Below are 26062 nucleotides of genomic sequence, written 5' to 3'. Positions count from 1 at the left end.
TTCGAGATGACCGGCCATTATAGGAGAGTACCCGACGGCCTCTCGATTCGGGGCAAGTCAGCCTCACGCAAATGAATTACAAGATAACGGCCTGAAGATGCAGCAAACGTCGTGCACGCTTCCTCCGGTGTAACGATGCGCCCGAAAGCCCTACAATACCGGTTTCGATTTCAGCCGGCGAAGCAGCCGGCGTACACAAGGAGAGAAACATGGCGATCGTGACGACAGATTCGGGCCTCAAGTATGAAGACCTGGTCGTGGGTGAAGGCGCGGATGCCGTCGCCGGGAAGACGGTCAGCGTGCATTACACGGGCTGGCTGACCGACGGACAGAAGTTCGATTCAAGCCATGACCGCAACGATCCGTTCGCCTTCGTGCTGGGCGGCGGCATGGTCATCAAGGGCTGGGATGAAGGCGTGCAGGGAATGAAGGTCGGCGGCAAGCGCAAGCTGACCATCCCGCCGCAACTTGGTTATGGCGTGCGCGGCGCGGGCGGCGTGATTCCGCCGAACGCTACGCTGGTATTCGATGTTGAATTGCTGGACGTCTGATTTTTTGCCACGGCGGGTCCGGGATCGAGTCCTGGACCCGCTGTCGAGTTATTGCCCGTTCAGACCGCGTTCCAGATCCCCACGGATATCCGCGGCGTTCTCCAGCCCCACCGCAAGCCGGATCAAGCCTTCCCGAATTCCCGCAGCCTCACGCACCTCCGGCGTCAAACGCCCGTGCGTGGTTGTCGAGGGATGCGTGATCGTCGTGCGTGTATCGCCGAGATTGCCGGTGATCGAGCAAATTTTCGTTGAATCGATCACACGCCACGCATTAGCCCGCTGCTCTTCACGCGTCGCGCCCTTCAACTCGAACGACACGATCGCCCCGCCGGCCTTCTGCTGTTTCTTCGCGATTGCGTACTGTGGATGCGACTCGAGCCCAGGGTAAAACACGCGCTCGATGGCAGGATGCGTTTCCAGCCAGCGCGCAATCTCCAGCGCATTGGCTGACTGCTTTTCCACGCGCAACGAAAGCGTCTCCATTCCCTTCAGCAATACCCAAGCGTTGAACGCGGACAAGGTCGGCCCGGCGCTGCGCACGAACGGGAACACCTTTTCCATGATGAATTGCTTCGATCCAACCAGCGCGCCGCCCAGCACACGGCCCTGTCCATCGAGGAACTTGGTGGCCGAATGCATCACCACGTCCGCACCGAGCTTCAAAGGCTGCTGCAAGGCCGGGCTGCAGAAACAGTTATCGACAACGAACAGCGCGCCCACTTCCTTCGAAATCTTGCCGATGGCCTCGATATCCGCGATTTCCGTCAGCGGATTCGATGGCGTTTCGAGGAAGAACATCTTCGTTTCGGGCCGCACGGCGGCACGCCATTCGTCGAGATTGGTCGGATCGACGAACGTGGTCGTGATGCCGAACTTGGTGAAGATCTGCGAAAACATGCCGACCGTCGATCCAAACAGGCTCTTCGAGCTGACCAGGTGGTCGCCCTGCTGCATGGAACACATCACGACCGACATGATCGCAGCCATCCCGGACGCCGTCGCCATGCACGCCTCGCCGCCTTCGAGCGCGGCCAGGCGCTTCTGGAACATCGCGACGGTCGGATTCGTGAAGCGCGAGTACGTGTAAGCCTCTTCGGCGTTCTTGAAGCTCTCCGCAGCGTGCGCGGCGCTCTCGAACACGAAACTCGATGTCAGGAAAATCGCCTCCGAATGCTCGTTGAAGTCGCTGCGCAAGGTTCCCGCGCGCACGGCGAGCGTATCGAAGTTGAGGTTGTCGTCCATGTTCGTATCGTCCATTCTTTCCATCTCTTTTATTCATGGTGACCCGGCGGTATCCAAACCGGGACGCAAAAAAGCCCGCTTCTGCGTCAGCATGAGCGGGCTTGGTGCGGAAAAGCCTGTAGCGTCGCCGGGAAGGGAATCGGATGAAACGAAACCACCACCGGTTCGCTTTAGCTGTTTCGGGTTTCGATTGATGAAGCCATCAAAACCCGCGTCCGCAAGCTGATCTCAAATCGACGCAAGCCCAATCCTATCACGCGTTTTCACGCGCTGCAGCCAACCGCGTCATTCAACCGACAACTGCAAGTGCAGCTGCGAACGCGATACGCCGCCTTCCATCGCTTCACTTGCGGCGTCGCGATCCGATTGTGCCGATGGCGCGAGACGCGCCGTTTCCAGCCGGTCGAGATAAGCCTCGTTGATATCGCCGGTGATGTAATTGCCGTCGAAACACGACGCATCGAATTCCTTCAGCGCCGGGTTGATATCGCGGATGGCCTGCTTCAGATCGGCCACGTCCTGATACACCAGATGATCCGCGCCGATCATGCGCGCGACTTCATCGTCCGAACGGCCATGCGCGACGAGTTCGCCACGCGTGGGCATGTCGATGCCATACACGTTCGGGAACTTCACCGGCGGCGCAGCGGACGCGAAAATCACCTTCGCGGCGCCGGCATCGCGCGCCATCTGCACGATTTCGTGAGAAGTGGTTCCGCGAACGATCGAATCGTCCACGATCAACACGTTCTTGCCCTTGAACTCGATCGCCATGGCGTTGAGTTTCTGGCGTACCGATTTCTTGCGCACCGCCTGGCCCGGCATGATGAACGTACGGCCAACGTAGCGATTCTTGAAGAAACCTTCGCGATACTCCACGCCCAGCTTCGCGGCCACTTGCATGGCGGCGGGACGCGACGAATCCGGAATCGGCATCACCACGTCGATTTCGACGCCCGGCAGCACGCGCTTGATCTTCTCGGCGAGGTAATCGCCCATGCGCAAACGCGCGTTGTAGACCGGCACGCCGTCGAGGCACGAATCCGGACGCGCCAGATACACGAGTTCGAAGATGCAGGGGTTGAGGCTGGGGTTATCGGCGCATTGCTGGCTGTGGAGGTTGCCGTCGTTATCGATGAAAATCGCTTCGCCCGGTTCCACGTCACGCACGAACTCGAAGCCGATACCTTCGACCGCCACGGATTCCGACGCGACCATCCATTCCACGCCCGTTGCCGTTTCCTGTTTGCCGAGGACCAGCGGACGAATGCCGAACGGATCGCGGAAAGCAACGAGCCCGTAACCGGCGATCAGCGAAACGATCGCGTACGAACCCTTCACCCGCCTGTGAACGCCGCTGACCGCCTTGAAGAGCGCGGCCGGATCGAGTTGCAGGCCGGAGCTCGACAACTGCAATTCGTGGGCGAAGACGTTGAGCAGGACTTCGGTATCGGACGCGGTGTTGATGTGCCGGCGATCGATCCGGAACATTTCTTCCTTCAGTTGCGGCCAGTTGGTCAGGTTGCCGTTGTGAGCGAGGATGATGCCGAACGGCGCGTTCACGTAGAACGGCTGGGCTTCTTCTTCACTCGATGCCGATCCGGCCGTCGGGTAACGCACCTGGCCAATGCCGACATTGCCCGGCAGGCTGCGCATGTTGCGCGTGCGGAACACGTCGCGCACCATGCCGTTGGCCTTATGCATGTGGAAGTTGTTGCCGTTCGCCGTCGCAATGCCGGCTGCGTCCTGGCCGCGATGCTGCAGGAGCAGCAAGCTGTCATAGATCAGCTGGTTGACGGGAGTCTGGGAAACTACGCCTACGATGCCGCACATGGCATTGGTCCTTCAAAGAGTCGAAACGGGTCGAAAGGGCGTATCGATGCAACGGTTGCAGAACGCCGGAAAACGCGCCTGAACTGCGTGGATGTTGCGCCGAGCCTTCACACAATTCCCGTGTAGCGCGCCTTGATCGTTATTGCGCGGGCGCCTTCGACGGTTCTTGCGAGCCATCCGGCGTGGTACGCACATACGCGGCGAGCGTATCGGGAAGCAGCGGTTTCAGTTCTCGCACGCCTTGTTCGGCCGCGGGCCGGAACAAGGCGTTACGCCAGAAATCGTGTTGCGGCAGTTCGGTCAAGCCCGCCAGGGCGACCAGGATCACTACCAGAATTGCGCCTCGCACGAGGCCAAACAAAAGTCCAAGCGACCGGTCGATACCGCGCAGCCCGACCACTTCGGTCACGCGCGAAAGCAACGCGCCAGCCACGCTCGATACCACCAGAACAGCCGCCACGATCAGCAAAAATGCGATCAGCCATTGTGTCAGCGCGCCGCCCGGCCAGTTCGCGGGGATATAAGGCACGACCAGACCGACAAAACGCCCCGCGATCAACAAGGCCGCAATCCAGCCAATCAGGCCGAACACTTCGGCCAGCAAGCCACGCCACATTCCGCGCAGCGCGGAGAGGCCGATCACGGCCATCACCGCGTAGTCAAAACTCGTGAACATCAAATGCTAGTTCGCCGATGCGTTGTTGCCGCCGCCAAGTCCGGCCTGGCGCACCTTGCCCAGCGCCGCCGATGCAGCCGCCCGGTCTGCGAACGGTCCCGCACGCAACAGCGCGCGAGTGGAGCCGTCAGCTTCCTTCCGACGTTCAACATATGCGGGCACTCCAGCCGCCTTCAACTTGGTGACCCAATTTTGAGCGACAGCGTATTCATCGAAAGTACCGATCTGGATCACGAAACGGCTGCCAGCCGGGGATGCCGGCGTGTTTTTCTGAGCGGCAGCGGCGGTCGCCGGTGCATCAGCGGGCGGCCTTGCGGCTTGCGCCGTGGCTTGTGGTGTTGTTTGTGCGGGCGTTTGTGCGGCCGGTGCCGGCGTAACGGGCTTCGGCGCGGCCGCCGTTGCCTGCTGCTGGGGCTGAGCGGGCCTTGTGGCCGGCTTTGTCACGGGTGCGGCGGCGGTCGTCGCGTTATCCGTGCCGGTACCAGGACTGTCCGGGGCTACGCCAGCTTGGGTATCGGCAGCGGAATCGGCCGCCTGACCGGCCGCGGCGGTATCGCTATGTGAAGTCTTGGGCAATGGCGCTGCGGGGCGCGTGGGGATATCGATGGAAATGTCGTCGGTGACGGGCTTCGGATGCGAATCCAGCACCATCGGCAGGACGATCACAGCGGCCGCAACCAGCGCCAGCGCGCCAACCAGGCGGCGACGCGCACGCTGCTTCTCCGGCAGCGTGGGGTCCAGCATCATGGCGTCAGCTTCGGGACGGTCGCTGCGGCGCGTCCGGCGTTCCGTACGGACGGTCTGACGCGAGCCGCGCGAGGAGTCGGAATAATCATCGCGACCCGAAGGCGCGTCGTCTTTCTTGCCGAACGAAAAAAAGGACATGGTTGGCTTGTGCGAGAGGCTGGCCGGCCGTCCGTTCAATGACGCTGCGATTTACGGTACGCCATTACGCCGGCGACCGTATGGAAACTGCCGAAAACCAAAATTCTATCATTTTCGGACGCCCGCTTTAACGCATCTTGAAAAGCGTCGGCCGGATTGTTGAATTGAGTAACGCTGCTGTCGGCGCTGTCGTTGACGCCGGCATCGCGTAATACGCTTTCGAGCACGGCGCTCGAGGCTGCGCGCGGCAAGGGAAGCGCCGTCACGTTCCAATGGTCGATCTCACCTTTCAGGTGGTTCACGACTCCCGCGATGTCTTTGTCGGACATGGCGCCGAAGACGGCATACGTGTACGGGAAAAAGCCCATGTTGCCGAGATTTTGCGCCAGAACGGCCGCGGCATGCGGGTTGTGGGCGACATCGAGGATCACCTGGGGCTTGCCCGGGACCACTTGAAAGCGTCCGGGCAACTCGACGTTTGCCAATCCGAGACGAATATCCTGCGCGGAAACCGGAATCCGGTCGCGCAACGATTCCAGCGCGGCGAGCGCCGCCGACGTATTGATCAGCTGATTGGCGCCGCGCAATGCCGGATAAGCCAGCGCGGAACGCCGCTGCGTCCGGCCGATATAGCTCCACTGCTGTCGCTCGTTGCCGCCCTGCGCTTCGTAGCGAAAGTCGCGGCCGACCAGCCACAAGTCCGCGCCGATGGCCTCCGCGTGATCGATCAGCGACTGTGGCGGCGAGGGATCACCGCAGATCGCCGGCGTATCCGGGCGGAAAATGCCGGCTTTTTCGAAGCCGATTTTCTCGCGTGTGTCGCCGAGATAGTCCGTGTGGTCCAGATCGATACTCGTCACGATCGCGCAATCCGCGTCGATGATATTCACCGCGTCCAGCCGCCCGCCGAGTCCAACTTCGAGGATCACGGCGTCCAGTCCACTCGATGCAAACAGCCGCATGATCGCGAGCGTCGTGAATTCGAAGTACGTTAGCGACACCGGCTCCGGCAAGCTCGCACGCGCCTTTTCAACGGCTTCGAAGTGTTCGAGCAGCTGGGAATCCGTGGCGTCCACACCATTGAGCCGCGCGCGTTCGTTGAACGCCAGCAAATGCGGCGACGTATGACATCCCACGCGATACCCCGCGCGCAGCAGGATGGTTTCGATGATCGCGCACGTCGAGCCCTTGCCGTTCGTCCCGCCCACGGTGATGACGGGACACGAAAATTCGAGGCCAAGCGCGTTGCGGACCTGGCTGATGCGCGTCAAACCCATATCGATACCGACCGGATGCGCCGATTCCAGGTGCGCGAGCCAAGCGTCGAGGGTAGGAAAGCTAAACGAAGAAGTCGTCATGAAAGAGTGCTTGAGGGGAAACGCCAAAACGAAAACGCCGCGCGCGAACCTCGGCGGGTTCGCGCGCGGCGCCTGGGCCGTCATCATTTGACACCTTCCGGGCAATCGCTGCTTGGAAGGCGCATTAAATCAATGCGCTACGACTTCAAGCGACCGAATCCGCCGGTTGCAGCGTCAGCAATGCGATCAGGCGCGCGATCTCTTCGCGCATTTTCCGGCGGTCCACGATCATGTCAATGGCGCCTTTCTGCATCAAGAACTCCGAGCGCTGAAAGCCTTCCGGCAGTTTTTCGCGCACGGTCTGCTCGATCACGCGCGGTCCTGCAAAGCCGATCAACGCCTTCGGTTCCGCGATCACCACGTCGCCGAGAAAGGCGAAACTGGCCGACACCCCGCCCATGGTCGGATCGGTGAGCACGGAGATGAAGGGAAGCTTGGCTTCGGCAAGCTTGGTCAGCATGGCCGTGGTCTTCGCCATCTGCATCAGCGAAAGCAGGCTTTCCTGCATCCGCGCGCCGCCCGATGCCGTGAAGCAGATGAACGGCGTGCGCTGTTCGAGCGCGTTGCGCGCACCGCGTGCAAAACGTTCGCCGACAACCGAACCCATCGAGCCGCCCATGAACGAAAACTCGAAGCACGCGGTCGTGACCGGAATGGTGTGGATCGCGCCACCCATGACGACCATGGCGTCGGTTTCGTCGGTATCTTCCATTGCCTCTTTCAGGCGGTCCGGATATTTGCGGCTGTCCTTGAATTTAAGGGCATCGACGGGAAGCACTTCCTGGCCGATCTCGTAGCGGCCTTCTGGATCGAGCAGGCCATCAAGCCGTTCGCGAGCGCCGATCCGCATGTGGTGACTGCACTTCGGGCAAACATGCAGGTTTGCCTCGACGTCGTTGCGGTACAACACCGCTTCGCATGCCGGGCACTTGATCCACAGCCCTTCCGGAATGCCCTTGCGGCTTTTCGGATCGGTTTGCTTGATCTTCGGCGGTAACAGTTTGTCGAGCCAGCTCATCGTGTTTCCTTCATTTTTCGCGTGTTTTGCGGCCTTTCTTCTTATTCGGGCCGCCAAACCGGGTTATTTTGCAGAATCCAGCGCCGAACGGATTTCAGCGATAAAACTCGTCAGCTTCTCAGCCGCCGTGTCCGGCGACGCTTCTTCCAGCAATTGCACAAGACGGCTGCCGATCACAACCGCATCCGACACATCCGCCACCAGCCTTGCCGACGCCGCGTCGCGAATCCCAAAACCGACGCCCACCGGCAACGCCACATGCTTCTTGATGGCCGGGATTTTACTCGCGATACTCGCCACGTCCAGATTTGCCGAACCGGTCACGCCTTTCAGCGACACGTAATACACATATCCGCTCGCGACTTTGCCCACGGCGGCAATGCGTTCATCGGTCGATGTAGGTGCGAGCAGGAAGATCGGATCGATGCCGGCGGCGAGCATCGACTGACTGAATTCCACCGATTCTTCCGGCGGATAATCCACGACCAGAATGCCGTCCACGCCGGCTTCCTTTGCCGCTTTTGCGAAGGCTTCGGTACCCATGCGCTCGATTGGATTGGCGTAGCCCATCAGGACAACCGGCGTTTTTGTGTTCGTTTCGCGGAAGCGTTTTACATCGGCGAGAACGTGTTTCAACGATACGCCGCGCGCCAGAGCACGCTCCGACGAACGCTGGATCACGGGACCGTCGGCCATGGGGTCGGAAAACGGTACGCCCAGCTCGATGACATCCGCGCCGCCCTTGGCAAGCGCGTGCATGAATTCAACGGTCTGCTCCGGATTCGGATCGCCGGCCGTAATGAACGGGATCAAACCTTTTTTGCCTTGCTCGGCAAGTGCCGCAAATGTACTTTGGATACGGGACATGATGTTCTCTTTTGCGCGTTATCGGCGCGATTTAGCGTGTTTTGGCAGCGAGTCAGGCAAGGTTCAAGCTTGATCGATGGAAGCATCTTCGGCTATGGCCACGGGCCTTTCGACAGGCACGACTGCCAACGATGTTTCGGCAACCCGCGCCTGAGCGATCGCGTGGTAATCGGCGTTGATTTCGTACCCGACAAACTCACGCCCATGACGCGCGCATGCAACCGCGGTGGTGCCGCTGCCCATGAATGGATCGAGCACCCGCCCGCCACGCGGACAACTCGCAAGCACCATCCGTTCGATGATTTCGAGCGGCTTTTGCGTCGGATGATCCACGCGCTCCGCGTGCTGCCTGTGCAGCCTCGACACCGACCAGACGTCTTTCGGGTTGTATCCAAGCTCAAGCCACTTGCTGCCTTCGAACAATTTGCGCGAACGCGCCTTCTTCGTCACTGCATCGTAGGGAATGCGGATGGGATCGAGATCGAAGAAATAATCCTTCGATACCGCGAAATAACCGATGTTGTCGTGCACCGACGTAAATCTGCGCACCGTTCCACCCATGCTCGGCACCCGCCGATCCCACACGATCTCGTTGACCATGGTGAGACGGCGCTTGAGGAACACGAAGATCTCGGGCGCATATTGCCACGTGCAGAAAATGTAGAGCGAACCGCTTGGCTTGAGCTTCGGGATTGCAAGCTCCAGCCAGCCGTATGTCCAGTCGAGAAAGGCATCGCCGGAACGCATGTCCGAATCGTTGCCGTAGTCCTTCCCAAGACCGTACGGCGGATCGGCCACGATCAGGTCGATCGAGCCGTCCGGCAGGTTCGCTGCATCGGTCAGGAAATCGCGGTGATGCAAGTGGATGCCACGCCCGGTGGCGTCCGGTCCTGCATTGACGATTTCATCGCGCATGGGCTGTGGGCTCAGAACGTGATGCCGGTGCGCTCGGCGACCGTATGCATGTCCTTGTCGCCACGACCAGACAGATTGACGAGCAACAGCTTGTCTTTCGGCAGCGTGGGCGCGAGCTTCGCGGCATATGCGAGCGCGTGGCTCGACTCGAGCGCGGGAATGATCCCTTCGATCCGGCAGCAATCGTGGAAACCCTTCAGCGCTTCTTCGTCGGTGATGCCCACGTACTCGGCACGGCCCGCGTCCTTCAACCACGCGTGTTCCGGACCGACGCCAGGATAATCCAGCCCCGCCGAAACCGAATGCGTCTCGATGATCTGGCCGTTCTCGTCCTGAAGGAGATACGTGCGGTTGCCGTGCAAGACGCCCGGACTTCCGCCCATCAGCGACGCGGCGTGACGGCCTGTATCCATGCCGTCGCCGGCAGCTTCCACGCCGATCAGCCGGACATCTTTATTGTCGATATACGGATAAAAGATACCCATCGCATTCGATCCGCCGCCAACGCACGCGATGACCGCATCGGGCTGGCGGCCGGTCATTTCGGGCATCTGAACCTTGCATTCGTCGCCGATAACCCGCTGGAAGTCGCGAACCATCATGGGATAAGGATGCGGACCCGCCACCGTGCCAATGATGTAGAACGTATTCTCAACGTTGGTTACCCAGTCGCGCATGGCTTCGTTCAACGCGTCTTTCAGCGTCTTCGAACCGGATTCGACGGGCACGACCGTCGCGCCGAGCAACTTCATCCGATAAACATTCGCCGCCTGACGCCGCACATCTTCCGAACCCATATACACGACGCATTCCATGCCGAAGCGCGCCGCGATGGTCGCAGTCGCCACGCCGTGCTGTCCCGCGCCGGTTTCCGCGATCACGCGCGGCTTGCCCATCTTGCGCGCGAGCAACGCCTGGCCAATCACGTTATTAACCTTGTGCGCGCCGGTATGGTTCAGGTCCTCGCGCTTCAGATAAATCTGCGCGCCGCCGAGCATTTCGCTCCAGCGCTTGGCGTGATAAATCGGCGAAGGACGGCCAACGTAATGCTTCAGCTCGTACTCGTATTCCGCGATAAACGCCGGATCCTTGCTGGATTCTTCGTATGCATCGCGAAGTTCATCGAGCGCGTGGATTAGCGTTTCGGAGACGAACGTGCCGCCATAAGGGCCGAAATGGCCGCGATTGTCAGGTAAGTTGTACATGTGTGTCACTCTCTCGGTACGTGGAAGCGTTGCGCTTGCCCACGTTGATCATCCGGCATCCGCTTCGCGCACCGCGCGTACGAACGCCGCCATTCGGGCGTGGTCTTTCACGCCCTTGACCCCCGCTATTTCGATGCCGCTTGAGACATCGACTGCGTAGGGCCGGACGAGCCGGATGGCGTCATGGACGTTTTGCGCGTTCAACCCACCACTCAAAACGGCCCGATGCCCGAGATCTGTTGGGATAAGTGACCAATCGAATACCTTTCCACCGCCACCGTAGCCATCGACATAAGCGTCGAGGAGCAAACCGCTGGCTGCTGAATAATTGAGAGATGATTCTACCAAATCGCGTGCATTGGCATCGGGCCCTACCCGAACGGCGCGCCACCACGGCAAACCCGCGACTTCGGCGAGTGCAGCGCATTGAGCCGGGGTTTCGTCGCCATGAAACTGCAAAAGCGACAACCTCACGTTCGATGTCACCTCGCGAATCCATTCCGGCGTCGCGTTGACGAACAGACCCACGGCCGAAACCAGCGGCGGCACGCGTTCCGCCAGATCGATCGCCTGGCCGACGCCAACCGAGCGCGGGCTGGGCGGATAAAACACGAAACCGACGGCATCGGCGCCGAGATCGACGGCGACATCGACGTCTTCCGGCTTCGATAAACCGCACAGTTTGATGCGCGTTCTATGCAGATCGTTGTTATCCACTGTGTTTTGCACGTTCAATTCCTTGCCAGACTGCGCTCCACGGATAGCTTCCCAGACGCGGCGCGGGAACAACGAAGTTCTCAGGATAGCCGACCTCGGCCAAATAGAGGCCATCGGGCATGAAGGTCGGCGCGGCGCGCTTGCGGTCGCGCGCTTCGAGCAGTTCCCGCATCCATGAAGGGGGATGCTTGCCACGCCCGATCGCGACGAAACAGCCCATCAGGTTGCGCACCATGTGATGCAAAAACGCGTTCGCGCGGAAGCGAAAGTGAATGAAATCGCCCTGCTCGACAATATCGATCTGATGCAGGTATTTCACCGGCGTCTTCGCCTGGCATTCGGAAGACCGGAACGCCGTGAAATCATGCTTGCCGATGATCAGCGCGGCCGCTTCGCGCATCGCGTTGGCATCGAGCGCCGCGTAGCACCAGCCGGCATGGCCGGTCGTCATTGGCGAGCGCACCGGGTGGACGTACAGCGCGTAGTAATAGGTGCGCTCGTAGGCGCCGAAACGCGCGTGGAAATCGTCCGGCATCGGACGCGCCCACTGGACCGCGACGCTTTGCGGGAGGAAGGCGTTCGTGCCGCGAACCCATGCGAAGTCGGTGCGCTCGAGTTCGGTATCGAAATGAACGACCTGGCCAAGCGCATGCACGCCCGTGTCGGTGCGCCCCGCGACGACCGTCTGCACGCGCGTTTGCGTGAACTTGCCGAGCGCGCGTTCAAGCACGTCCTGCACGGTCGCAACGTCCAATTGTGTCTGCCAACCGCTGAACGCCGAACCGTCGTACTGGATACCAAGTGCAATGCGCTTCAAAGCCATATCAGGAAAGCGGCGCCAGCGTGGATAACAACGTGGCGGCGGGTTGTCGCGTGGCTGGATCGTTTGATTCGATGACTTCCTGCAGCAGCGTGCGCGCGCCGGACAAATCACCAAGCTCGATGTATTCGACCGCCAGTTCCAGCTTGTTGCGCGCGATGGTCGCAATCTGTTCCGGCGTGAACGCGGGCAGTGGCTCGGTCTGGCTCGATGGCGAGTCGTAGTCGAAGTCGAGGCTCAACGGACCGAAGCGGGACGCACCCAAACCCGCCACCGACGCCGCGCCCGCCGTGCCCGTTTCGATTTGCTGAGCGACAGACGCCGCCGGCGACTCGGACAGGGCATCAGGATGCCGATGCTGCTCGTTCTGGTGATCGAATACAGCCGGGTCCGCGATGGGCTGCGGGGTAATCGCTGCGGGAACGAGTTCAGGTTGTTGATCGGGCAAATGAGCTTCAGGGCTTTCGGGCGTTGTCGGCGACTGGTCAACTTCAAAAGAAGCTTCTCGACGCGGCGGCAAGCCGAAATCGAGCGCGCTCAAGGCCTCGATTGCTTCCTGGGGGAATTTGGGCTGCGGCAGACGCGACGTAGGGGAAGATGGTTCGTCGTCGTAGGCATCGTCGTCCGGAGCGTTTGCGTGGTCGGCCGGCGGGGCCGCATGCGCCTCGGCTTCCCGCTCGGACGCCGCGCGCGCAGCGGCTGCCTGAGCTTCGGCTTCACGTAGTGCTGTTTCCCGTGCTTCGGCCTCACGTATTTCCGCTTCTCGCGCTGCAGCTTCACGCGTAGCCGCCTCACGCGCCTCAGCTTCACGTGCCTCCGCCGCTAGTCTCTCGGCTTCACGCTGTTGCGCCTCGCGTTCCGCCGTCTCCCGCGCCGCCGCCTCTTTCGCCTCCAGTTCACGTACCGCGGCTTCCCGCTCGATGGCCTCCCGCGTCGCTTGCTCGAGCGCCGCGGCGCGCTCCGTGGCGGCGCGCTCGGCTGCCAGCGCCGCTTCCACCGCACCCGGCCGCGGCGGCGTGAAATCGCGATGAAGCGCCGCCGGCGCATCCGGCATGAAAGGCGCGCGTCTGGTTTCAGGTTCGGGCGGCGCAACTGGTGCGCTCAGTGTTACGCGAGCGGCATCGTCGTTATCCACGTCCGGGTGGGCTTCGGCTGGCGTAAGCGGCGTGTCTTCCGTAGGGGTATCGAAGGATTGGGCGGCATCGTAGTTTTCCATGCTCGCCGCGACCGCGTTCAACTCACCCTGCCCGCGCTGTACAGCAACGCCTTCAAGGTCGGCGGCGCCGGTTGCCGGATGAGAATGCGCGTCGTGTGCCGGGGTATGTGTCACCTCTGGCGCTGGCGGCACAACCGGCTGCTCCGGCGTTATCGGATCATCTTCGATCGCTGCAGCGGTGCGGCGGTGCTTGCCGGCTTTCATCGCGATCAAAAGCAAGCCGATGGCCACGATCACGCCGATGATCCAGCCAATCGGTCCGTTTCCGGACGTCGGCGCGGCGCTCACCGTTGAAGCAGGTGTCACAGCCGCTGCAACAGGCGCGGACGCGGGCACCGGCGCCGCTACCGGCGCAGTTTCGCTCGCGCTCGAAGCAGGACTGGCTTCTGAACTGGCCGCCGCGCCGCTTGCCGTGCTCGTCGTCACCGCACCGCTTACCTCGGCGCCGGACGCCGGGCCCGTGGCACCGGACGCCACCTCGGCGGACGCGGCGGTCGTCTCCGGAACGCTCGCTGCGACCACCGGCGCTGCGGTTGCAGTTGCAGTTGCAGGCGATGAAGCAACAACAGCAGGCGCGGCCGGCGCAGACGCCACTGACGCCGCCGACGCGCTCGCCGCCTCGTCAACCTGCGGCACGTTCAAGACCGATCCCAGCTTCAGCCGGCTTGGATCGTGACCCATGAACGCGTTCGGATTGGCATCGAATAACGCACGGGCCATCTTTTCGCGCGTGGCGCGATCAGTCGATCCAGTGATCTGCGTGGCAATATCGCTGAGGGACTGCCCGGGCTTCACGCTGTATTGCGTCACCGCGGTTGCATCGGACGTGGCCACGGGCGCGGATGCAGCGCTCGCCTGAGCCGCCGCGTCTAGCGAAAACACCGTCCCGAGCAGCACACTCGCGGCGCTCGCTGCGATCAGCGCCGCACGCCGCGCACGATTGAAGTGGCGGGGCTGCGAATGAAGTGGCCGACTCGGACGAACGATCATTGATACTCCAGGCGAGTGGACGAAAACGGAAGAACAGGACACTACGACAAACCTCGCCGCACAACGAAAAAGCGCCGCGCAAGCGCGACGCTTCAATCGGACTGCCGCGCGTCGTGGCGCGTAGTTTACTTTACTTGTCCAGCAGGATGCGAAGCATGCGGCGCAGCGGTTCGGCCGCGCCCCACAGCAACTGGTCGCCGACCGTGAACGCCGACAGATATTCGCCGCCCATCGCAAGCTTGCGCAGACGGCCGACCGGCACCGTCAACGAACCCGTAACGACTGCTGGCGACAAATCGCGCATCGATGCTTCGCGTTCGTTCGGCACGACCTTCACCCAGTCGTTCGCCGACGCCAAGATGCCGTGCACCTCGTCCAACGGCACGTCTTTCTTGAGCTTGATGGTCAGCGCCTGCGAGTGGCAGCGCATTGCGCCGATACGCACGCATAGTCCGTCAACAGGAACCGAACCCGGCTCGCCCATGGCGGGGAGTCCGAGAATCTTGTTGGTTTCCGCGCCGCCCTTCCATTCTTCCTTCGACATGCCGTTGCCGAGGTCTTTATCGATCCACGGAATCAGCGAGCCGGCAAGCGGCACGCCGAAGTTGTCAACAGGCATGCGATCGCTCGACATGGCCGCCTGAACCCGCTTGTCGATATCCAGAATGGCCGAGGACGGGTCAGCCAGGTCTTCCTTGGCCGCGCCGTACAGCACGCCCATTTGCTGCAGCAGTTCGCGCATGTTCTGCGCGCCCGCGCCGGAAGCCGCCTGATACGTCATGGCGGTCGTCCATTCGACCAGCTTGTGGTTGAACAGGCCGCCGAGCGCCATCAGCATCAAACTGACCGTGCAGTTCCCGCCGATAAAATTCCGCCCGCCCTTCACAAGCGAATCCTTGATCACATTCAGGTTTACCGGATCGAGAATGATGACCGCATCGTCCTTCATGCGCAGCGACGAAGCAGCGTCGATCCAGTAACCCTTCCAGCCGGCCGCGCGCAGTTTCGGATACACGTCGTTCGTGTAGTCGCCGCCTTGGCACGTAATGATCGCGTCGCACTTTTTCAGGTCGTCAATGCTTGTCGCATCTTTGAGTTTCGTCTCGTTTTTCGCGAACGACGGCGCATTGCCGCCCGCATTGCTGGTGCTGAAAAACACCGGTTCGATCAGGTCGAAATCGCCTTCCTGCTGCATGCGCTGCATCAGGACGCTGCCGACCATGCCGCGCCAACCAACGAGACCTACGTTCATGACTAACCTTTATTTTGGACACTTCCCCGCTTGTCCGGCCCTCCGCCGGCGTGACCGCGCGGGGAAGATGGGCGGGCACGACAGGCGATCAGCGCAACGTGATCGTTTTGAGGGAAATGGTTTTCGTAATGCTTTTGAGGCACGTGACGGTGCTCAAACGCGTAATGGCGAGACGAATCGTGCGGGCGTTTTCAATGCCGCCGCATGAAATCGAGTCCTGAGAGATTTTGGAGATCTTCGCCATAACAAAAGAGTCTACACGATAACCCGCATATTCGTCCCCTGGCGCGAGCGAAACACGCTGTTTCTACGTGGTTCATGCGCCAAAAGCGACGAATCGAGGTGAAATTTCGCAATCGACGGTATCTTGATAACGCGTCGATCGCGGGACGCTTTTCCACCAGAATTTTTCGCTAATGCATGTGGTGGAAAAGATCCGTGCCGATTTAAAAAATTAGAGCGCCGCGAGCACTGCCTCGCCCATTTCCTTCGTGCCGACCGTACGGCCATCTTGTGTAGCGATATCGCCGGTGCGGAAACCTTGCGCGAGCACCTTTTTCACCGCCGTTTCGATCCGATCCGCCTGCTCTGTCTTGCCGAGCGAATAGCGCAGCATCATTGCGGCCGAAAGGATGGTTGCCAGCGGATTCGCCACGCCCTTGCCGGCAATATCCGGCGCCGAACCATGCGACGGCTCGTACAGGCCCTTGTTGTTTTTATCGAGCGAAGCCGAAGGCAACATGCCGATAGAACCCGTCAACATGGCCGCTTCGTCCGAGAGAATGTCGCCGAACATGTTGCCCGTGACGACCACATCGAACGCTTTCGGCGCCTTCACCAATTGCATGGCCGCGTTGTCCACGTACATGTGCGACAACTCGACATCTGCATATTCCTTCGATACATCGATCATCACGTCGCGCCACAATTGCGACGTTTCCAGCACATTGGCCTTGTCGACGCTCGTCAGTTTCTTCGCGCGCTTTTGCGCAGCCTGAAACGCCACGTGCGCGATCCGGCGCACTTCGGGCTCGGAATAACGCATCGTGTCGAAGCCTTCCTTCGCGCCTTCGAACAAGCCATCTGGCGATGAACGCACGCCGCGCGGCTGGCCGAAATAGATATCGCCATTCAGTTCGCGGATGATCAGGATATCCAGCCCAGCCACGATCTCCGGCTTCAGCGAGGAAGCCGCCGTCAATTGCGGATAACAAATCGCCGGACGGAAATTCGCGAACAGCTGCAGATGCTTGCGCAGGCCCAGAATGGCCTGCTCCGGACGCAGCGCGCGCTCGAGCGAATCATACTTCCAGTCGCCGACGGCACCGAACAAAATGGCATCCGATGCCTTCGCCAACGCGAGCGTTGCGTCCGGCAGCGGATGGCCGCTTGCCTCGTAACCCGCGCCGCCGACCGGCGCCTCTTCGATCTCGAACTTCTCGCCGAGCGCGTTCAGGACCTTGACGGCTTCCTTGATGATTTCCGGACCGATGCCATCGCCGGGCAGCACTGCAATCTTCATGGTGTTTCCTTGTCTTTGTTGGTTCGTTCTTAGCGCACGAGACGATTGTTAAGCCACGGTTGCTTCACGAGGCGCTCGTTTTCGAATTGCTTGATCTTGTCGGCGTGACGCAGCGTAAGCGCGATGTCGTCGAAACCATTCAGCAGGCAGAACTTACGGAAACCCGGCACTTCGAACGGATACTCCGTGCCGTTGCCCGTCAACACAACCTGGCGCTCGAGATCCACCGTCAGCGTGAAGCCGTTGAACGCGTAGGTTTCGTTGAACAGCTTGTCGACCTGGCTTTCCGTCAACACGATCGGCAACAAACCATTCTTGAAACAGTTGTTGAAGAAAATATCCGCAAAACTCGGTGCGATGATCGCGCGGAAACCGTACTGGTCCAACGCCCACGGCGCGTGTTCGCGCGAACTGCCACAACCGAAATTCTCGCGCGTCAGCAAAATGGACGCACCCTTGTAGCGCGCCTGATTCAGCACGAAATCGGGGTTCAGCGGACGCTTCGAATTGTCCTGGCCGGGCTCGCCGACATCCAGATAACGCCATTCATCGAATGCATTCGGGCCGAAACCCGTGCGCTTGATGGACTTCAAAAACTGCTTCGGGATGATCGCGTCGGTATCGACGTTTGCACGATCCAGCGGCGCCACGAGCCCGCTATGTACAGTGAATTTTTCCATGATCCGTAACCGGTTTGGTTTATTTGACCGCGTTGCTGATTGCGCTGCCGGTGGCGCGTACGTCCTCGCCAAAGCCGTGGACGGTGTTACAGCCCGCAGCGCCAAGGACGACGCCCATCAACACCAGCAAACTTGCGATGCGTTTCATGCGAGCTCGCGGATATCGACGAAATGACCTTCGATGGCCGCTGCCGCCGCCATCGCAGGACTGACCAGATGCGTGCGTCCGCCCGCGCCCTGCCGCCCTTCGAAATTCCGGTTCGAAGTCGATGCACAACGTTCGCCCGGATCAAGCCGGTCGGCGTTCATGGCGAGGCACATCGAGCAGCCGGGTTCGCGCCACTGGAAACCGGCGTCGATAAACACCTTGTCCAGCCCTTCGCGCTCGGCTTGCGCCTTGACGAGGCCTGAGCCCGGCACGACCATCGCCAGACGGATATTCGACGCGACGCGGCGGCCGAGCGTCTTCACCACATAAGCCGCTGCACGCAAGTCCTCGATCCGCGCATTCGTGCACGAACCGATAAAAATCTTGTCCGGCTTGATGGACTGCATTGGCGTGTTTGGTTCGAGCGCCATGTACTTCAACGCGCGTTCGATTGCATCGCGCTTGACCGGATCCTTTTCGCGTTCTGGATCGGGCACCCGGCCGTCGATTGACACCACCATTTCCGGCGACGTGCCCCACGTCACTTGCGGCACGATTTCAGCAGCATTCAGTTCCACCACGCGATCGAATTTCGCGCCGGCGTCGGACGTGAAACCGCGCCAGTAGGTCGCGGCCTGCTCGAATTCCACGCCCTGCGGCGAGAACGGGCGATCCTTCAGGTAATTGATCGTGGTTTCATCGACGGCAACCATACCGGCTCGCGCACCCGCTTCGATGGCCATGTTGCAGACCGTCATACGCCCTTCCATGGAAAGCGAACGGATGGTCGAGCCGCCGAATTCGATGGCGTAGCCATTGCCGCCAGCCGTCCCGATCTTGCCGATAATCGCCAGCACGATGTCTTTAGCCGTGCAGCCGCGCGGCAGCGGTCCTTCGACCCTGACGAGCATGTTCTTGCTCTTCTTTTGCAGCAGCGTTTGGGTGGCGAGCACGTGCTCCACTTCCGACGTACCAATGCCATGCGCCAGCGCGCCGAACGCGCCGTGCGTGGACGTGTGCGAATCGCCGCAGACGATGGTCATGCCCGGCAGCGTCGCGCCCTGCTCCGGCCCGATGATATGCACAATGCCCTGGCGCAAGTCGTTCATCTTGAACTGCGTAATGCCGTAGGCGTCGCAGTTGTCATCGAGCGTATCGACTTGCAGCTTCGAGATCGGATCGGCAATACCGTGCGAACGATCAGTTGTTGGCACGTTATGGTCCGACACCGCAAGGTTCGCGCTAATGCGCCAGACCGGCCGTTCGGCCAGCTTCAGGCCCTCGAACGCTTGCGGGCTGGTCACTTCATGCAACAAATGACGATCGATATAAAGAATGGACGTGCCGTCGTCCTCGGTGTGAATCACATGCGAATTCCACAACTTGTCGTAGAGAGTCTGGGCCATGGTCTTTTTGAACGGTTGTAGCTGCGGGGTATGTTTTTTGGTTTGATGATTATGCCACGCAGAATCAGGCATTGCGCTATTGCCCAAGAAAAAACCGATATAAAACAGTGAGTTAGGGTAGTACTTGCGCTACCTGTATGGGGAATACCGGGCTCGCGAGATTGCGGTTGGCGCGAGCCGTCAGAACGAAAAACGGGTGTAAGCGCTTATTGCGCTTACACCCGCTGTCATCCCCTTGCAGTTACCTTTTACAGCGCACGCCCGACAATCAACGGATCGACCGTCCCAATTGCCCGTATATCCCGATTCGTGTACGGCAATTTATGCAGAATATGGCGCATGGCATTAAGCCGCGCGCGCTTCTTGCAATCTGACAAGACCACTGCCCAAGGGCAATCCGCCGTGTCCGTCTGCGCAAACATCGCTTCCTTGGCTTGTGTGTACTCATCCCATTTATCAAGCGATGCCAAATCGACCGGACTCAGTTTCCATTGCTTGAGCGGATGAATCTCGCGTTCTTTGAAACGTCGGCGCTGCTCTTCGCGACTTACGGAGAACCAGAACTTCACCACGTGTATTCCACTTCGAACGAGTTGCCGTTCAAACTCGGGAACCTGTTGCATGAAGTCGGTATATTCGTTGTCCGAGCAAAAGCCCATTACGCGCTCCACGCCAGCGCGGTTGTACCAGGAGCGATCGAACAGAACGATTTCACCCGACGTCGGCAAGTGCTGCACGTAGCGCTGAAAATACCATTGGCCGCGCTCGGATTCTGACGGCTTCTCAAGCGCGACAACGCGAGCGCCGCGGGGGTTCATGTGTTCCATGAACCGTTTGATGGCGCCGCCCTTGCCGGCCGCATCGCGTCCTTCGAATACGATCACCAGTCGTTCGCCGGTCTCCCGAACCCACGCCTGCAATTTCAGCAATTCCACTTGCAACGCGTACTTTTGCTTTTCATATCCGCGCCGCGACATCAGGTTCCGATACGGATATCCACCCGTGCGCCAGTTACGCGACAACTCGTTATCCGGATGACGCGAAGCGCGTGTATGCCACAACGCCGGATCACCCTCGAGCATGACGCTGCGCAACGCGGCGGCCTCATCTGGCGAGAGACCGCTCATCAAGCTCTTGATGGTCTCCATCAGGTTACCGGGGTCCTGCATATCACTCGTCGACAACACATTCTGCACGGTGCTTGCAATGTGTTCGTTGGCTGCATCTACCGCACGGTTTGTTTCATCGATCTGCGCCGCGCGCGGCGTGTTGCCCGACGATACGTCGCCTAATGCAACGGGGCGCACGGCAGACGTGCGAGGGTCGAATTTGTCATGCTGTGATGTCAAATTATTTTCCTTATGACAAGGCGCCCCGGTTCTCAGGTCTAACGGGGCGCTTCATGCTCAAGCTGTCGCTGCGGCCTTTTTTAAAACCACATAGATTTTGTCCTTGAGCAGCAGTTTTTCCTTCTTGAGCGTTTCGATGGAACGCCCATCCGCGGGGATTGGTCCGTTCTCCATGTTCTTGATCTGCTGATCCAGGTCGTTGTGACGCTCGAAAAGACGGGCGAAGTGAGCGTCTTCAGTTTTGAGGGTGGAAATCAGGTCGCGAAATTCTGGAAACATCGGTAGCTCCTCAAACAATATGCGGGTAACACCCGCAGGGTCAGTAAGCCTGAATATCTTGGCATTACTACACAATTCGAATATTGATAAACATCGTGTTTAAGTGAGTTTTGCCCTGGTCGGGATGTTTTTCGAACGTTGATTGGCGGCCTATGTTTTATGCCGCTTCGTTGTTTCGAGCGCCCTGCACCACCGCCATCTCATCAGCAACGCCTTGCTCCCATTCGAGCCAGTCGTTACCGAGTACTTCGACCGGATGCTGCGTGCGGACGTTGCCGTTTCCGCAATTCATAGAATCAGCGGCGCAGTATTTATCGCATCCCCAACAATTTCGTTCGGGGTGTTTCGGGTGTGCCGGAAATTTCTTTGCCATTTGATTGGCCCTCCTCGCGGATAAAGACACGAAGAGCGGTTGTTGGCTTCGCGCCATCAGTCATTTTCTTCCTGATTACACTCGGCGAACACGGGCTGCGGCAATTGGCGCCAGCCAAAAAAAACGCCCCGACTGGCGACCAGTCAGGGCGTTTGTTGAACCATTCTGCCTCGCGCGTTGCACGACCTTGAAGATCATGCAGCGTGAAACAGCTTATTGCTTAGCGCTTATCAATCGACTTCGCTTCACGCGGGGTATCGCCGATAAACAATTGACGCGGACGGCCAATCTTCTGTTCCGGATCAGCGATCATTTCGTTCCATTGCGCAATCCAGCCCACCGTACGCGCCATTGCGAACACGCAGGTGAACATGGCTGTCGGGATGCCCAGCGCGCGCTGAACAATGCCCGAGTAGAAGTCAACATTCGGGTACAGCTTGCGCGACACGAAGTATTCGTCTTCCAGCGCAATCTTTTCCAGCGCCATTGCGAGCTTGAACAACGGGTCGTCGTGCAGACCCAGCTCTTCGAGCACTTCATGACACGTTTCACGCATCAGCTTCGCGCGCGGATCGTAATTCTTGTACACGCGATGCCCGAAGCCCATCAGCTTCACGCCCGAGTTCTTGTCCTTGACCTGCTTGATGAACTCAGGAATGTTATCGACAGAACCGATTTCTTCCAGCATGTTCAACGCAGCTTCGTTCGCGCCGCCATGTGCCGGGCCCCACAAACAAGCGATACCAGCGGCAATACACGCAAACGGATTCGCACCCGACGAACCGGCCAGACGCACGGTCGACGTCGATGCATTTTGCTCATGGTCCGCATGCAGGATCAAGATGCGATCCAGTGCGCGCACCAGCACGTCGTTGACCTTGTACTCTTCGCACGGGTTCGAGAACATCATGTGCATGAAGTTCGCGCTGTACGACAGGTCGTTCTTCGGATACACGAACGGCTGGCCGATCGTGAACTTGTACGCCATGGCGACCAGCGTCGGCAACTTCGCGATCATGCGAATAGCCGATACATCGCGGTGACGCGGGTCATTGATGTTCAGCGAGTCGTGATAGAACGCCGACAAAGCGCCAACGGCTGCCACGAGCACGGCCATTGGGTGTGCGTCGCGACGGAAACCGCGGAAGAAGAAATGCATTTGTTCGTGAACCATCGTGTGCTTCGTGACGGTCTCAACGAATTCGGCTTTTTGCTCGGCGGTCGGCAGATCGCCGTGCAGCAACGCATAGCAGGTTTCAAGAAAGTCAGCCTTGACCGCGAGTTCCTCGATCGGATATCCGCGATACAGCAATTCGCCCTTGTCACCGTCAATGTACGTGATCGCGGAATTGCACGCCGCCGTCGACATGAAGCCCGGATCGTAGGTGAACTTGCCGGTCTGGCCGTACAGCTTGCGGATGTCAATTACGTCCGGGCCCAGGGTGCCCTTGTAGATCGGCATTTCGACGCTCGGCGAATTGTCGCTGAACGATAGCGTGGCTTTAACATCTGACGGGGTCATAGCACATCCTCAATCGAAGTATGGAAACAGGTTTTCGATAATTCGCACGACAATTGCACGACTCTCGTGGCTGGCTCAGGCTGAGCGCAGCATCTCCAGCACGCGAGTCATATCCGGCGAGGCCAGTTCGCCATCCGGTTCCTTGCGTGCCAGCAGCAAGTCCATCAGGTCGTTGTCGCTCAGTTCCAGCAGTTGCGTCAGCACGCCGACGTCCGTGTCACTGAGGTCATGCTCATATCGGCTGAAAAAACGCTCGAAGATCAGATCGTTTTCCAGCAGACCGCGCCGCGCCCGCCACCTAAGGCGTGCGCGACGTAGAGGGTCGGACTGATGCCCGGAGTCATTCATGACACAGTCCCTATCAGACAGCGCGGCGCACCATCAATTCCTTGATCTTGCCAATTGCCTTTGTGGGATTCAGTCCCTTCGGGCACACATCCACGCAATTCATGATCGTGTGGCAACGGAACAGACGATACGGATCTTCCAGGTTGTCCAGACGTTCACCCGTCGCTTCGTCGCGGCTGTCCGCAATGAAACGATAGGCTTGCAGCAAGCCCGCCGGACCCACGAACTTGTCCGGGTTCCACCAGAAGCTCGGGCATGAGGTGGAGCAGCTGGCGCACAGAATGCACTCGTACAGGCCGTCAAGCTCGTCGCGTTCTTCGGGTGTCTGCAGACGCTCCTTCTCCGGCGGCGGCGTGTCGTTGATCAGGTACGGCTTGATCGAGTGATACTGGTTGAAAAATTGCGTGAAGTCGCAAATCAGGTCGCGAACTACGGGCAGGCCCGGCAGCGGGCGCAGCACGATCTTCTGCGGCAGGTCGTTCATGTTCTGCAGGCAGGCGAGACCGTTCTTGCCGTTGATGTTCATGGCGTCCGAACCGCACACGCCTTCACGGCACGAACGGCGGAACGACAGGGTTTCATCGACGGATTTCAGCTTCAGCAGCGCGTCCAGCAACATACGCTCGTGCGAGTCGATTTCGATCTCGTACGTCTGCATGCGGGGCGCCGCGTCCTTGTCCGGATCGTAGCGGTAGATTTCAAAAGTACGCTTTGCCATTTCGATTCCTTTGCCTTAGAAGGTCCGCGCTTTGGGCGGCACTGATTCGACCGTCAGCGGCGTCATGTGCACCGGCTTGTAGTCGAGCTTGTCGCCTTCGCTGAACCACAGCGTGTGCTTCATCCAGTTTTCGTCGTCGCGATGCTCGAAGTTGCTGTGCGCGTGCGCACCGCGGCTTTCCTTGCGCGCTTCCGCCGAAATCATGGTGGCGCGCGCCACTTCGATCAGGTTCGCAAGTTCGAGCGCTTCGACCTTCGCCGTATTGAAGACCTTCGACTTGTCCTTCAGATGCACGTGCTTGACGCGCTCGGACAGTTCCTTGATCTTGCCTACGCCTTCTTCCAGCAACGCGGACGTGCGGAACACACCAGCGTGTGCCTGCATGGTCGCGCGGATATCGTTGGCGATATTCTGCGTGTATTCGCCCGATGACGAGCTTTCCAGCACGGCGAGACGCGCGAGTGCCGCATCGGCTGCATCGGCGGGGAGGGGCTTGTGCTCCTTCATTTCCTTCGCATGCTTGATGATGTGGTTGCCGGCCGCACGGCCGAACACCACGAGATCGAGCAGCGAATTCGTGCCGAGCCGGTTCGCGCCGTGCACCGAGACACACGAGCATTCGCCGACAGCGTAGAAGCCGTTGACCGGTTCTTCGTAGCCGCCCTTGAGCGTGCCGACAACCTGACCATGAATGTTCGTCGGGATGCCACCCATCTGGTAATGGATGGTCGGCACAACCGGAATCGGTTCCTTGATGCAATCGACGTTCGCGAATTTCATCGCGATTTCGCGGATCGACGGGAGACGTTTCATGATGGTCTCGGCGCCAATGTGCGACAGGTCCAGCAGCACGTGATCCTTGTTCGGACCCACTCCGCGGCCTTCCTTGATTTCCTGGTCCATCGAACGCGAAACGAAGTCACGCGGCGCCAGATCCTTCAGCGTCGGCGCATAGCGTTCCATGAAGCGTTCGCCGTCCGAGTTGCGCAAGATGCCGCCTTCGCCGCGCACGCCTTCCGTAATCAGCACGCCCGCGCCAGCAACGCCGGTCGGGTGGAATTGCCAGAATTCCATATCCTGCAACGCGATGCCCGAACGCGCCGCCATGCCGAGTCCGTCGCCGGTATTGATGAACGCGTTGGTCGACGCCGCGAAGATCCGGCCCGCGCCGCCCGTGGCGAACAGCGTGGTCTTGCCTTCGAGAATGTGGACGTCGCCCGTTTCCATTTCCAGCGCGGTAACGCCGAGCACGTCGCCGTCGGCGTCGCGGATCAGGTCCAGCGCCATCCATTCAACGAAGAAGTGCGTCTTGGCCGCGACGTTCTGCTGATAAAGCGTATGCAGCAATGCGTGGCCGGTACGGTCGGCCGCAGCGCACGCGCGCTGAACCGGCTTTTCACCATAGTTCGCCGTATGGCCGCCGAACGGACGCTGATAAATCGTGCCGTCGGCATTGCGGTCGAACGGCATGCCCATGTGTTCGAGTTCGTAGACAGCGCCGGGGGCTTCACGGCACATGAATTCGATCGCGTCCTGGTCGCCGAGCCAGTCGGAGCCCTTGATTGTGTCGTAGAAGTGGTAATGCCAGTTGTCTTCGCTCATGTTGCCGAGCGACGCGCCAATACCGCCTTGCGCGGCCACTGTGTGCGAACGCGTGGGGAAGACCTTCGACAGCACCGCGACCGACAGACCCGCGCGAGCGAGTTGCAACGATGCGCGCATGCCGGAACCACCTGCACCTACGATGACGACGTCGAAACGGCGACGCGGCAGGGACGTTTTAATTGCAGCCATTCTTTAAACTCTCCAGAGAATCTGTGCCGCGTAGCCGATACAACCGACCAGCCAGAGGATCGTTGCCACTTGCAGGAGCAGACGCAAACCGACCGGCTTCACGTAGTCCATCCAGATGTCCCGAATGCCGACCCACGCGTGGTAGAAGAGCGAGAGCAAGGCTACGAAGGTGGCGAGCTTCATCCATTGCATGGCGAAGATCGACGCCCAGCCGTCATACGAAAAATCGCGCGCACCGAAAAACCAGAACAGCAGCACCAGTGTGTACAAAGCCATCACAACGGCGGTAATGCGCTGCGCGAGCCAGTCGCGCAGACCGTAATGCGCGCCGACTACGAGGCGCTTGGGACCAATTCGATTGTTGTTATTCGCGGCCAT

General features: G+C 59.9%; 26 protein-coding genes. 1 reads left to right on the top strand and 25 read right to left on the bottom strand.

All coding sequences use genetic code 11. The features are described from left to right. Positions 1-209 precede the first annotated feature (209 nt). A complete protein-coding gene (locus HB633_RS01150) occupies positions 210-551 on the top strand; it encodes an FKBP-type peptidyl-prolyl cis-trans isomerase (RefSeq protein ID WP_056362764.1) in 342 nt (113 codons plus the stop codon). Between the two features lie 48 nt (positions 552-599). Here HB633_RS01150 and HB633_RS01145 read toward each other — a convergent pair whose 3' ends face one another. From HB633_RS01145 to sdhD, 25 genes are all read right to left on the bottom strand, one after another. Continuing rightward, complete coding sequence (locus tag HB633_RS01145) at positions 600-1793, bottom strand: O-succinylhomoserine sulfhydrylase (RefSeq protein ID WP_213776558.1); 1194 nt, start codon at positions 1791-1793, stop codon at positions 600-602. Positions 1794-2078: 285 nt separating this feature from the next. Further along, positions 2079-3626 carry an amidophosphoribosyltransferase gene (gene purF, locus HB633_RS01140; protein WP_213776238.1) on the bottom strand — a complete coding sequence of 516 codons (1548 nt, stop codon included), beginning with the start codon at positions 3624-3626 and terminating at the stop codon, positions 2079-2081. A gap of 139 nt (positions 3627-3765) precedes the next feature. Continuing rightward, complete coding sequence (locus tag HB633_RS01135; protein ID WP_213776237.1) at positions 3766-4302, bottom strand: CvpA family protein; 537 nt, start codon at positions 4300-4302, stop codon at positions 3766-3768. 6 nt (positions 4303-4308) lie between these two features. Beyond that, positions 4309-5187: an SPOR domain-containing protein gene (locus HB633_RS01130; RefSeq protein ID WP_213776236.1), complete on the bottom strand. Its 879-nt coding sequence runs from the start codon at positions 5185-5187 to the stop codon at positions 4309-4311. A gap of 35 nt (positions 5188-5222) precedes the next feature. Further along, positions 5223-6545 carry a bifunctional tetrahydrofolate synthase/dihydrofolate synthase gene (gene folC, locus HB633_RS01125; protein WP_213776235.1) on the bottom strand — a complete coding sequence of 441 codons (1323 nt, stop codon included), beginning with the start codon at positions 6543-6545 and terminating at the stop codon, positions 5223-5225. 145 nt (positions 6546-6690) lie between these two features. After that, positions 6691-7563 carry an acetyl-CoA carboxylase, carboxyltransferase subunit beta gene (gene accD, locus HB633_RS01120; RefSeq protein WP_213776234.1) on the bottom strand — a complete coding sequence of 291 codons (873 nt, stop codon included), beginning with the start codon at positions 7561-7563 and terminating at the stop codon, positions 6691-6693. A 63-nt stretch (positions 7564-7626) separates the two neighbouring features. Next, complete coding sequence (gene trpA, locus HB633_RS01115) at positions 7627-8430, bottom strand: tryptophan synthase subunit alpha (RefSeq protein WP_213776233.1); 804 nt, start codon at positions 8428-8430, stop codon at positions 7627-7629. A 63-nt stretch (positions 8431-8493) separates the two neighbouring features. Further along, positions 8494-9345 carry a site-specific DNA-methyltransferase gene (locus HB633_RS01110; protein WP_213776232.1) on the bottom strand — a complete coding sequence of 284 codons (852 nt, stop codon included), beginning with the start codon at positions 9343-9345 and terminating at the stop codon, positions 8494-8496. Positions 9346-9356: 11 nt separating this feature from the next. After that, entirely contained in the window at positions 9357-10550 is a 1194-nt protein-coding gene (gene trpB, locus HB633_RS01105) for a tryptophan synthase subunit beta (RefSeq protein ID WP_213776231.1), read from the bottom strand. A gap of 48 nt (positions 10551-10598) precedes the next feature. Further along, positions 10599-11267 (bottom strand): phosphoribosylanthranilate isomerase, encoded by a 669-nt coding sequence (locus HB633_RS01100; RefSeq protein WP_346730252.1) that lies wholly within the window; start codon positions 11265-11267, stop codon positions 10599-10601. Next, positions 11260-12084: a tRNA pseudouridine(38-40) synthase TruA gene (gene truA, locus HB633_RS01095; RefSeq protein ID WP_255580710.1), complete on the bottom strand. Its 825-nt coding sequence runs from the start codon at positions 12082-12084 to the stop codon at positions 11260-11262. The genes HB633_RS01100 and truA overlap by 8 nt, the downstream gene beginning before the upstream one ends. 7 nt (positions 12085-12091) lie before the next feature. Then, positions 12092-14293, bottom strand: coding sequence for a FimV/HubP family polar landmark protein (locus HB633_RS01090; RefSeq protein WP_213776229.1), 2202 nt, complete (start codon positions 14291-14293; stop codon positions 12092-12094). A 130-nt stretch (positions 14294-14423) separates the two neighbouring features. After that, positions 14424-15545: an aspartate-semialdehyde dehydrogenase gene (asd, locus tag HB633_RS01085; RefSeq protein WP_213776228.1), complete on the bottom strand. Its 1122-nt coding sequence runs from the start codon at positions 15543-15545 to the stop codon at positions 14424-14426. A gap of 454 nt (positions 15546-15999) precedes the next feature. Further along, complete coding sequence (gene leuB / locus HB633_RS01080; protein ID WP_213776227.1) at positions 16000-17067, bottom strand: 3-isopropylmalate dehydrogenase; 1068 nt, start codon at positions 17065-17067, stop codon at positions 16000-16002. A 29-nt stretch (positions 17068-17096) separates the two neighbouring features. After that, positions 17097-17747: a 3-isopropylmalate dehydratase small subunit gene (gene leuD, locus HB633_RS01075; protein ID WP_213776226.1), complete on the bottom strand. Its 651-nt coding sequence runs from the start codon at positions 17745-17747 to the stop codon at positions 17097-17099. A gap of 19 nt (positions 17748-17766) precedes the next feature. Continuing rightward, positions 17767-17895, bottom strand: coding sequence for an entericidin A/B family lipoprotein (locus HB633_RS01070; protein ID WP_213776225.1), 129 nt, complete (start codon positions 17893-17895; stop codon positions 17767-17769). Next, positions 17892-19301 (bottom strand): 3-isopropylmalate dehydratase large subunit, encoded by a 1410-nt coding sequence (gene leuC, locus HB633_RS01065; RefSeq protein WP_213776224.1) that lies wholly within the window; start codon positions 19299-19301, stop codon positions 17892-17894. The genes HB633_RS01070 and leuC overlap by 4 nt, the downstream gene beginning before the upstream one ends. A 248-nt stretch (positions 19302-19549) precedes the next feature. After that, positions 19550-20551, bottom strand: a complete 1002-nt coding sequence (ppk2, locus tag HB633_RS01060) for a polyphosphate kinase 2 (RefSeq protein WP_346730251.1) — start codon at positions 20549-20551, stop codon at positions 19550-19552. A gap of 156 nt (positions 20552-20707) precedes the next feature. Then, complete coding sequence (locus HB633_RS01055; protein WP_213776223.1) at positions 20708-20929, bottom strand: YdcH family protein; 222 nt, start codon at positions 20927-20929, stop codon at positions 20708-20710. 157 nt (positions 20930-21086) lie between these two features. Further along, positions 21087-21302 (bottom strand): DUF3079 domain-containing protein, encoded by a 216-nt coding sequence (locus HB633_RS01050; RefSeq protein WP_213776222.1) that lies wholly within the window; start codon positions 21300-21302, stop codon positions 21087-21089. Positions 21303-21522: 220 nt separating this feature from the next. Then, entirely contained in the window at positions 21523-22824 is a 1302-nt protein-coding gene (gene gltA / locus HB633_RS01045) for a citrate synthase (protein WP_213776221.1), read from the bottom strand. A 75-nt stretch (positions 22825-22899) separates the two neighbouring features. Beyond that, positions 22900-23172, bottom strand: coding sequence for a succinate dehydrogenase assembly factor 2 (locus tag HB633_RS01040; RefSeq protein ID WP_056362818.1), 273 nt, complete (start codon positions 23170-23172; stop codon positions 22900-22902). Positions 23173-23185: 13 nt separating this feature from the next. Continuing rightward, positions 23186-23890 (bottom strand): succinate dehydrogenase iron-sulfur subunit, encoded by a 705-nt coding sequence (locus tag HB633_RS01035; RefSeq protein WP_031362534.1) that lies wholly within the window; start codon positions 23888-23890, stop codon positions 23186-23188. Positions 23891-23905: 15 nt separating this feature from the next. After that, the gene (sdhA, locus tag HB633_RS01030; RefSeq protein ID WP_213776220.1) at positions 23906-25684 is read right to left on the bottom strand and encodes a succinate dehydrogenase flavoprotein subunit; all 1779 of its coding nucleotides are present in this window, start codon (positions 25682-25684) and stop codon (positions 23906-23908) included. A gap of 3 nt (positions 25685-25687) precedes the next feature. Continuing rightward, positions 25688-26062 carry a succinate dehydrogenase, hydrophobic membrane anchor protein gene (sdhD, locus tag HB633_RS01025; protein ID WP_062002455.1) on the bottom strand — a complete coding sequence of 125 codons (375 nt, stop codon included), beginning with the start codon at positions 26060-26062 and terminating at the stop codon, positions 25688-25690.

It is taken from the genome of Caballeronia sp. dw_276 (assembly GCF_018449635.1).
In the GTDB taxonomy this organism is placed as follows: domain Bacteria; phylum Pseudomonadota; class Gammaproteobacteria; order Burkholderiales; family Burkholderiaceae; genus Caballeronia.
Note: the sequence above shows the minus strand (reverse complement) of the source record. Positions and strands in the feature narration are given on the sequence as shown.

What these genes read in the sequence shown, in the direction of transcription:
- sdhD (WP_062002455.1), bottom strand. Translation starts at nt 26,062, where the DNA reads ATGGCCGCGAATAACAACAATCGAATTGGTCCCAAGCGCCTCGTAGTC.
- asd (WP_213776228.1), bottom strand. Translation starts at nt 15,545, where the DNA reads ATGAACGTAGGTCTCGTTGGTTGGCGCGGCATGGTCGGCAGCGTCCTG.
- accD (WP_213776234.1), bottom strand. Translation starts at nt 7,563, where the DNA reads ATGAGCTGGCTCGACAAACTGTTACCGCCGAAGATCAAGCAAACCGAT.
- trpB (WP_213776231.1), bottom strand. Translation starts at nt 10,550, where the DNA reads ATGTACAACTTACCTGACAATCGCGGCCATTTCGGCCCTTATGGCGGC.
- HB633_RS01055 (WP_213776223.1), bottom strand. Translation starts at nt 20,929, where the DNA reads ATGTTTCCAGAATTTCGCGACCTGATTTCCACCCTCAAAACTGAAGAC.
- leuC (WP_213776224.1), bottom strand. Translation starts at nt 19,301, where the DNA reads ATGGCCCAGACTCTCTACGACAAGTTGTGGAATTCGCATGTGATTCAC.
- HB633_RS01040 (WP_056362818.1), bottom strand. Translation starts at nt 23,172, where the DNA reads ATGAATGACTCCGGGCATCAGTCCGACCCTCTACGTCGCGCACGCCTT.
- leuD (WP_213776226.1), bottom strand. Translation starts at nt 17,747, where the DNA reads ATGGAAAAATTCACTGTACATAGCGGGCTCGTGGCGCCGCTGGATCGT.
- HB633_RS01110 (WP_213776232.1), bottom strand. Translation starts at nt 9,345, where the DNA reads ATGCGCGATGAAATCGTCAATGCAGGACCGGACGCCACCGGGCGTGGC.
- HB633_RS01145 (WP_213776558.1), bottom strand. Translation starts at nt 1,793, where the DNA reads ATGGACGACAACCTCAACTTCGATACGCTCGCCGTGCGCGCGGGAACC.
- HB633_RS01135 (WP_213776237.1), bottom strand. Translation starts at nt 4,302, where the DNA reads ATGTTCACGAGTTTTGACTACGCGGTGATGGCCGTGATCGGCCTCTCC.
- purF (WP_213776238.1), bottom strand. Translation starts at nt 3,626, where the DNA reads ATGTGCGGCATCGTAGGCGTAGTTTCCCAGACTCCCGTCAACCAGCTG.
- HB633_RS01130 (WP_213776236.1), bottom strand. Translation starts at nt 5,187, where the DNA reads ATGTCCTTTTTTTCGTTCGGCAAGAAAGACGACGCGCCTTCGGGTCGC.
- HB633_RS01050 (WP_213776222.1), bottom strand. Translation starts at nt 21,302, where the DNA reads ATGGCAAAGAAATTTCCGGCACACCCGAAACACCCCGAACGAAATTGT.
- gltA (WP_213776221.1), bottom strand. Translation starts at nt 22,824, where the DNA reads ATGACCCCGTCAGATGTTAAAGCCACGCTATCGTTCAGCGACAATTCG.
- HB633_RS01090 (WP_213776229.1), bottom strand. Translation starts at nt 14,293, where the DNA reads ATGATCGTTCGTCCGAGTCGGCCACTTCATTCGCAGCCCCGCCACTTC.
- folC (WP_213776235.1), bottom strand. Translation starts at nt 6,545, where the DNA reads ATGACGACTTCTTCGTTTAGCTTTCCTACCCTCGACGCTTGGCTCGCG.
- HB633_RS01150 (WP_056362764.1), top strand. Translation starts at nt 210, where the DNA reads ATGGCGATCGTGACGACAGATTCGGGCCTCAAGTATGAAGACCTGGTC.
- HB633_RS01035 (WP_031362534.1), bottom strand. Translation starts at nt 23,890, where the DNA reads ATGGCAAAGCGTACTTTTGAAATCTACCGCTACGATCCGGACAAGGAC.
- trpA (WP_213776233.1), bottom strand. Translation starts at nt 8,430, where the DNA reads ATGTCCCGTATCCAAAGTACATTTGCGGCACTTGCCGAGCAAGGCAAA.
- HB633_RS01070 (WP_213776225.1), bottom strand. Translation starts at nt 17,895, where the DNA reads ATGAAACGCATCGCAAGTTTGCTGGTGTTGATGGGCGTCGTCCTTGGC.
- leuB (WP_213776227.1), bottom strand. Translation starts at nt 17,067, where the DNA reads ATGAAGATTGCAGTGCTGCCCGGCGATGGCATCGGTCCGGAAATCATC.
- sdhA (WP_213776220.1), bottom strand. Translation starts at nt 25,684, where the DNA reads ATGGCTGCAATTAAAACGTCCCTGCCGCGTCGCCGTTTCGACGTCGTC.